Source organism: uncultured Phascolarctobacterium sp., from assembly GCF_905212365.1.
GTDB lineage: Bacteria > Bacillota > Negativicutes > Acidaminococcales > Acidaminococcaceae > Phascolarctobacterium_A.
Genome location: NZ_CAJMEH010000076.1, coordinates 1 through 8,083 on the forward strand (window position 1 = coordinate 1; position 8,083 = coordinate 8,083).

Here is an 8,083-nt window from a genome sequence, read left to right on the forward strand (position 1 = left end):
AGCCGTTTTCGGCCAAGGTTTCTACGCTTGCTCCGTCCTGCAATGCCATAGTGCCATTTACGCCCAAGCTGCCTGCAGCAGTTAAAGAAGCATTCTCGCCTACGCCTACGTTGGTGAAAGTGTAATTATCTTTTTTCAAAGCAAAGCTATTCGCATCTTGCGAATCATTACCCAAAATATTAAGGTTGTCAACGTTGAAACTCTTGCTGTCGGCAGTATCCGTTCCGTTGGCTACGTTAAGCGTTTCTGTGGCAATAATACCGCTATTGTTCAAAGTGCCTTCAATAGTGAGGTTAGTGATTTTATCACCGTCGGCATTTTTTGCGATGATGCCAATAACATTATTATCGAGAAGGTTATTTATAATACCGTTACCAGAAATTTGGGCACTTTCTCCTACAAACAGGACATTACCTTTATTATTCAAGAGGCTTCCATTAGCTAAACTAATAGAATTGCTAATTAACATTGTAGCGCCGCTATAATTCGTTCCACCATAGACATCTTCATCATCCATATCGCCAGTTATTTGGAGATTATTGCTTTGTACAGTGCCATGATTATTCACAAACTTAGTCGTTATTATACCGTCAACAATAAGACTTCCAGACTGCCAAGACGAACCTATTTCAATACCATCATCCACAACCTCTAAAGATTGCAAATACGTTCCATTTGCTCCTAACAGTTGCGAACTCGTCCCTTGTACTGTTAATCGTCCATCTGTTATTTTCAAATTACCCGAAGTAACGATTACTGTACCGGCGTTTTGCAAATCACCACTGATAGCTTCTGTTCCATTATAAGTAATAACGCCTGATGTATTGTTGGTTACGTCAGTTTTTATAGAATTATTAACAAGCACTTTACCGTCATTTGAAAATGTAGTTATATAAAAATCTACCCAAGTATCATTACTTAAAAAATATCCTTTAATATTATCTAAAACCATATTTCCATTAGTGTCGTTATGTGCACCATTATACCGGTTTTCTGTTAAATCTAGTGTAGTTGCTGTAATATTACCCCTATTTTCAAGTTTCTCGCTAAATTTCAAAACATTTACTTCCGTAATGCTTCCTAAATTGGCTAGACCTACTTTGCCGTTAATATACGGTATATCCTCATCTTTTATGTCTGTAAAATCAATACTATCGCCAGATCTTGTATATTCAAAATTCAAACTTTCAGGTCCTTCCTTATTATAAAAATACCCTTGAATATCCAATGATTTATCATCACCTGTTATCGACGCGTCTTTTGCAATGAGAAGTCCACCTGTATATGTAGTATTTTCGGTTAAAGTTTTACTGCCGCTAAATTTATATCCGTCTTCAATGGTTTCTGCCCACGCGCTGCATGGCATCGCTAACAATAATCCCAAAGTTATCGCCCGCGCTAAAATTTGTTTTCGTTTCATACAAATGCACCCCTTCATCATAAAAATTTTATATATGTGCAGCGTACCGCCGCAAGGAAAACAAGGACTAAACTCCCCGGTCACCTTCGGTGACAGCCCCCTCTAAGAGGAGACACAAAAGTAAGCTTTACTCTTTTGCTCCCTCTTAGAGGGACAAGGTGAATTGGCCGCAGGCCAAGATAGGGAGGCCTGGGCCGGCTGGCTGCAAGCTTGCGAGCAGACTGAGAGGGTATATTTACCCTGCGTTAGCATATCTTACTAAAAAACATACTACGCTTCTACTCACATTATAGCACGCTCGTCCCCCCCGACAAGCCTTTACTACTTATAAAGCCTTACTTTCTCTAGCTTGTCGCCTGCTTTACTTTCGGGCAGTGGGCCGGCTGAAAAACATTGCCAGGCGCGCAAAAAATGCCCGGACGGCAGCGTGCCAATCCGGGCAATAAGAGAGGGGGGATCTTTATTTAACTACATTGGGCAGCCAGGTGGCCAGCTCCGGGAAGAAGCACAGGATTAAAATTTCCAAGGCCATAGCTGCGCCGAAGGGGATAACGCCTTTGATAATCTGGGTCATCTTGCTGTCTGGGCTGATGCCCTGCAGCACGAACAGGTTCATGCCTACGGGCGGCGTAATCAGCGCCAGCTCCAGATTCAGCAGCATAACTACGTTGAACCAAATGGGGTCGAAGCCCAGCTGCATAACCAGCGGGAACAAAATCGGCAGCGTAATGAAAATGATGGAAACGGATTCCAGAATGCAGCCCAAAAAGAGCAGCAGAATATTTATCATTACGAAAATCAGCCAGCGGTTAGCCTCCAGCGATACTACATAAGTAGTCAAAGCCTGCGGCGCGTCCAGAATCGTCAGCACGAAGCCGAACAGGCTGGCGCCAATCATAATGGCGAAAATCATGCAGGTGGTTTTGATGGTATCATTCAAAATGCCGGGCATATCCTTGAGCGACAGAGTCTTGTAAACCACGAAGGTAATAAACAGGCTGTATACCGTGCCGATACCTGCGGCCTCCGTCGGCGTAAAGATGCCGGTATAAATGCCGCCTACTACGATAATCGGCAGCAGCAGTCCCCAAAAGGTTTTGCGCAGAGCCTCAAGGCGTTCGCTCCAGGAGGCGGCGGCCTCGCGCTGCAAATTGCGGGAGCGGTAAACGACGATGGCCATAAACATCACCGTCATCATCGCGCCGGGCACTACGCCGGACATGAAGAGCTTGCCGATGGATTCGTCAGTAATCGCGCCGTATAAAATCATGGGAATGGACGGAGGAATTAAAATGCCCAGCGTACCGCCGGCGGCCACGCAGCCCAAAACCAACGCCCGGTCATAGCCGCGGGACAGCATTTCCGGAATTGCGATAGCGCCGATAGTAACGGCGCAGGCTACGGAAGAACCGGTAATCGCGGCGAAGATGGCGCAGGCCATAACCGTAGCGATGCCCAAACCGCCTGGCAAATGCCGCAGCCATTTATTAGCCAGCTCAAACAGGTTATTGCCAACCTTGCCGGTCAAAAGAATCTGGCTCATTAAAATATACATGGGCACGGCCGTAAGCACGAAATCGTCCAGGGATTTATAGCCGATAATCGGCAGCTGCGCCAGCGCGCCCTCGCCGCCCATAAAGGCCAGCATACCGGCAACGCCGCCCATACCTAAAGAAAAGGCCACGGGCAAGCCCATGCCCAGCAGAATCAGCAGAAGGACAGTAAATCCAGCAAGCATTATTTATTTACCTCCTTCGCAAAATCCATAGTAAAATCATTAGCCTTAATCTTCACGATATCTTCCAGAATAGTGCGGATGATTTGCAAGAGCAGCACGGCAAAGCCCACGGGCATGGCAGACTGCGGAATCCACAGCGGCGTGCCCAGAGTCGTCGGCGCGCAGTTATTCAGCTCGATGGACAGCATCATCATACCAAAGGACTGCACCATGAACAAATAACTGTAAAAAGCGCCGATAATGCAGGTAACAAGCTCCGCATAGGTGCGCGTTTTCGGCGACATCTTGGAAACGAAAATATCTACATGAATATGCTTTTTACCGGCATAAGCGACGCCCATGCCCAAAAAGCCGGCGATGACGATACAATAGGTGGAAATTTCCATAACCCATTCCGTCGGCGCATGGAAAACGCCGCGGGAAATTACCTCCCACACGATGGCAAAGCCGCAGAACATAACCAAAAAACCGGCGACGGTACCCACCAGCATGGTCAGCAGCTTTAAAAATTTTTCATAAATAGTTAAAAACTTTTCCACCTTAACCCCCACTTTTTAAAAAGATAGCCTGCACGCTTAAACTGCGGCGTAAGCGACGGCCTCAAGCCGCCGCCTCGCGCCCGGCTTTAATTATTGCTTGGTGCAGATGTCGATAAGCTCCTGGCCTACCTTGCCGTTTTCTTTTACGTACAAATCCCATACGGGCTTAGTAGCGTCGCGCCAAGCCTGTAATTCGTTTTCAGGCACTACGTAAACTTCCATGCCCTTGGCTTTCAAATCTTCCAGGGCTTGCAGGTCTTCCTTCTTAGCGTTGGCGCGCAGGTCTGCCTGTACCTCGTTGGCAGCCTCGGTCAGAGCCTTCTTTTGTTTGTCGTCCAGTTTATTGAAGGATTTATCGTTAATAGCTACGATAAATTCCGGGGAAGCATGGTTGGTAACGGTCAGATATTTATGCACCTCGTACATTTTGCGGTCGCGCATAGCGGTGGTGCCGGAGGATTGGCCGTCTATAGTGCCGCGCTGAATTGCCATATAAACCTCGCCTGCGCCCATGGTTACGCTGGAAGCGCCCAAAGCCTTGATGGTTTCAGCGGAATATTTGCTGTAGCCGCGAATCTTCATGCCGTCAAAATCAGCCGGAGTCTTAGCCAGCTTTTTATTGTTGGCATATTGTACAAAGCCGTAGTCGGCCCACAGCAGCGGACGCACGCCCTTCTTCAGCAGCTCGTCGCCCAGCTTTTGGCCCAGGCCGTTGTCGATGGATTTGTCAACCTTTTCATAGCCGGGGAAAATAAAGGGCACATCGAAAATATCCATAGCCGGGACAATGCTTGCCCAACGGCCAACGGTGTTCAGACCCATATCAACGCCGCCGGAAATCAGCGCGTCGTTCATGTTTTTATCGTTAAACAGCTGGCCTGCCGGATAAATAGTAATTTCCACGCTGCCGCCGGATTTAGCGGCAGCCTTTTCTTTCAGGCTGTCCATAGCCTTTACCAGGGGGTGGCTCTGGGGCAGAGCAGTAGCCATTTTCAAAGTAACCTTTGCGCCGGTGGCAGCCTTTTTCTCGGAGCTGCCGCCGCAGCCTGCAATTAAAGCCATAGCGGCGATTAAAGCGACAGCGGTAAATTTTTTAGAGATTTTCATAAACATAACTTCCTTTCCTCAAGCACCTTTGCTTATTTTTATTTATATTTTTTATCCAGCTCATTGTAGTCTTCCAACCCAATAAAGCTGTTAAATTGACTGAAGCTGAGCATTTTATCGTGAACGCTGTTGGTCGTGCCCTCGTCCCGCAGTGCGCGCAGCAACTCGCCCAACGCCTTGGTCACGGTGTACACTAAGCTGCAGGGCCAAAAGACGATATCAAAGCCCAGGTTTTCCAAATCCTTGCTGGTCAGGTTCGGCGTCCTGCCGCCCTCTATCATATTCGCCAGCAAAATCGTATCGGGGAACGCCTTGGCGATTTCCTCCAGCTCCCATTCGTTCTGCGGCGCTTCGATGAACAAGGCCTCCGCGCCGCTGTCCAGATACAGCTTGCCGCGCTCGATGGCGGCGTCCAAGCCGTAAACCGCGCGCGAATCCGTGCGCGCGATGAGCAGCGTATCTTCGCAGGTCTTGGCGTCGGCGGCAGCGCGCAGCTTGCGGGCGTGCTCCTCGGCGTCGATAACCTGCTTGCCCGCCATATGCCCGCAGCGCTTGGGCCAAACCTGGTCCTCGAACAAAACGCCCGCGGCTCCGGCATGTTCATATTCCCGCAGGGTACGCTGCACGCTTAAAGCGTTGCCGTAGCCGGTGTCGCCGTCGGCCAAAACAGGCACATCCACCGCGCGGGTAATGCAGCGCAGCGCTTCGGCCATTTCCGTCATGGAAAGATAACCCACGTCGGGCTCGCCCAAACGGGAAGCGGCGATAGCGTAACCGCCCATCACCAAAGCGTCAAAGCCAGCTTTGACGGCTACCTTCGCTGATAAAGCGTCATAAACGCCCGGCAGCACCAGAATATCCGGCTGCGCCAAACGCTCGCGTAATTTTTTACCAGGATTAATCATCTTTGCAAAATGCCTCCTTCAAGCTATACAAAAAGCCCCTACCGGAAATCCGGTAGGGGCGTAATACGCGGTACCACCCTACATTATACTCTTGAGCCTTAACGCAGCCAAACGCTTCCTCCTAAACCGGCGGTCTCAGACGAAGGGCTCCCAGGTGAGAAAAAGGACGCCATTCCACCGGCTTGCACCAACCGCCGGCTCTCTAAAGCCTGTTATCCTTTTATTCCTGTTCACAGCCGATGCTATAATGTATAATTCACTTCGGTGTAAATTACACATAGTATAACAACACGCTTTGCATCTGTCAAGCTATTTTAAGAATTTTTTTATCTATTAAATAGTAAATTTTACACTCGTGTTTTTTCAAGAGGATTTTGTATATTCTCAAAAGATTTCGCTTTAAAATTCTTTGAGCAGCTCATCCATATATTTACGCAGCTTCTCCAGCTTCCTGCGTATTGCCGGAGCCTTGGCCGCGTCCCTGGCCACAATCTGCTCCAGCTTGCTGCGCTGCTGCAAATATTCGCTTTCCATGCTGCGCAAATAAGCGCGAAATTCCAGAGCGGACGGTTCTACGGTAACGATTTCGGAAGCCTTTACCTGCCAATCGGTACCGTCGATAGTAACGCAATCGCCAAACTGGGGAATATAGGCAGCCGTTCCCAGCCTGCGCCCCAAAATATCCGCCAGGCTCATCGCCGCGTCCATCTCGCCGTGAGTCACAAAGAAAGCCTTCGGAGCGCTCTTCATGCCGCCGTACCAAGCCAGCAGCTGTTCCTTATCCGCATGGGCGGAAAAGCCCTTCATATTATAAATCTTCGCCTTCACGCTGATGGTCTCGCCCATAATTTTCACGCGCTTAGCGCCGTCGATAATCTGCCGTCCCATGGAGCCTTCCGCCTGATAACCGGCGAAAACCACGCTGCTGTCCTCGCGCCACAAATTATGCTTCAAGTGATGCAGAATACGTCCGGCGTCCGCCATGCCGCTGGCCGACAAAATAATTTTGCTGCCCGGCGTATCGTTAATCGCCACAGATTCCTGCGCCGTCGCCGTAAAATGCAGATTGCGCATATTCACCAGGCGGCGGCCCTGCATTTCATAAAGCGCGCGCGCTTCCGCATCGTACTCCTCCGGGTTCGTCATGGTAATCTGCGTCGCCCTGTTAGCCATGGGACTGTCGACATAAATCGGCACCTCGGGAATACGCCCCTCGCTCAGCAGCTTTTGGAAATAATACAGCAGCACCTGCGTGCGGCCTACGGCGAAAGCCGGAATAACCACGTTGCCTCCCCGCTCCACCGTATCGTTAATAATGCGGGCCAGTTCGCCCTCCTTGTCGTAAGCCTCGTGGACGCGGTTGCCGTAAGTTGATTCGGTGATGATAAAATCCGCCACAGCCATCGCTTCCGGGTCCTCGATAATCGGCTGATTAGGCTGTCCGATGTCGCCCGTAAAAATCAAGCGCGTACTTTTGTCGCCTTCCGTCACCAGCATTTCCACAAAGGCAGAGCCCAAGATATGCCCCGCCACCTTAAAGCGCACCCGCACGCCCGGCACTACCGTAAATTCCGCGGCAAAATCGTGAATACGGAACAACTTCAGCGCTCTGTCGGCGTCGTCCACCGTAAACAGCGGCTCGACAAATTTTTTACCGGCGCGCATGCCCTTGCGGTTGGCAAATTCGGCGTCGCTTTCCTGAATGTGCGCGCTGTCCGGCAGCAAAATAGAGCACAGCTCCTCCGTGGATTTCGTACAGTGGATGGGCCCGCGAAAGCCTTCCTTGACCAGCTTGGGCAGCAGGCCGCTGTGGTCCACATGGGCGTGGGTCAGCACCACGGCTTCTATCTCCGCAGGGTTGAACAAAAAATCCTTTTCGTTAAACGCCTTGACCAGCTTCGAGCCCTGGAACATACCGCAGTCCACCAGCAGCTTGTGCGCCCCCGTTTCTATCAGATAGCAGGAACCTGTAACCGTGCGCGCCGCGCCTAAAAACGTAATCTTCATAGCCAAGCCTCCATTCTTATATCCGCACAACAAATCGCCTGAATTTTTACAGCGGTTAAATTATTATATATAAATAATTCTACGCGCGCATGGTAAATCCTTGCCTCCACTTACGAAGCTTTTGTGAAAAGTGAACGGAAACAAAAAGGCTGCGCCCCTCTAAGGAAGCACAGCCTTTTACATCGTCATATTTTATAAACTGCCCCCGCTCCAGCTGCGCAAACGCGCGGGCGGTTCGGGGTACGCGCGGCGACTGGTATGCAAGCCCTGACGCGCCAGGCTTTCCGCCAGCGATACGGCGGCCGCGGCCGCGTCGATTACCGGTACGCCCAGGCGCTCGCCAAGCGGCCTGGCTAAACCTAAAAAC

6 protein-coding genes are annotated in these 8,083 nt (G+C 50.2%); all 6 read right to left on the reverse strand.

What is annotated here, in order from left to right:
- The coding region (locus QZ105_RS09650) for a hypothetical protein (protein ID WP_293729711.1) at window positions 1-1,420 on the reverse strand (1,420 nt) is incomplete at its 3' end.
- A gap of 460 nt (window positions 1,421-1,880) precedes the next feature.
- The gene (locus QZ105_RS09655; protein ID WP_293729712.1) at window positions 1,881-3,158 is read right to left on the reverse strand and encodes a TRAP transporter large permease; all 1,278 of its coding nucleotides are present in this window, start codon (window positions 3,156-3,158) and stop codon (window positions 1,881-1,883) included.
- Entirely contained in the window at window positions 3,158-3,697 is a 540-nt protein-coding gene (locus QZ105_RS09660) for a TRAP transporter small permease subunit (RefSeq protein ID WP_293729713.1), read from the reverse strand. The genes QZ105_RS09655 and QZ105_RS09660 overlap by 1 nt, the downstream gene beginning before the upstream one ends.
- 90 nt (window positions 3,698-3,787) lie before the next feature.
- On the reverse strand, window positions 3,788-4,804 hold the full coding sequence (gene dctP / locus QZ105_RS09665; protein ID WP_293729714.1) for a TRAP transporter substrate-binding protein DctP: 1,017 nt from the start codon (window positions 4,802-4,804) through the stop codon (window positions 3,788-3,790).
- 38 nt (window positions 4,805-4,842) lie between these two features.
- Window positions 4,843-5,709 (reverse strand): isocitrate lyase/phosphoenolpyruvate mutase family protein, encoded by an 867-nt coding sequence (locus tag QZ105_RS09670; protein WP_293729715.1) that lies wholly within the window; start codon window positions 5,707-5,709, stop codon window positions 4,843-4,845.
- Window positions 5,710-6,108: 399 nt separating this feature from the next.
- Window positions 6,109-7,716 (reverse strand): MBL fold metallo-hydrolase, encoded by a 1,608-nt coding sequence (locus QZ105_RS09675; protein WP_293729716.1) that lies wholly within the window; start codon window positions 7,714-7,716, stop codon window positions 6,109-6,111.
- Window positions 7,717-8,083 lie beyond the last annotated feature (367 nt).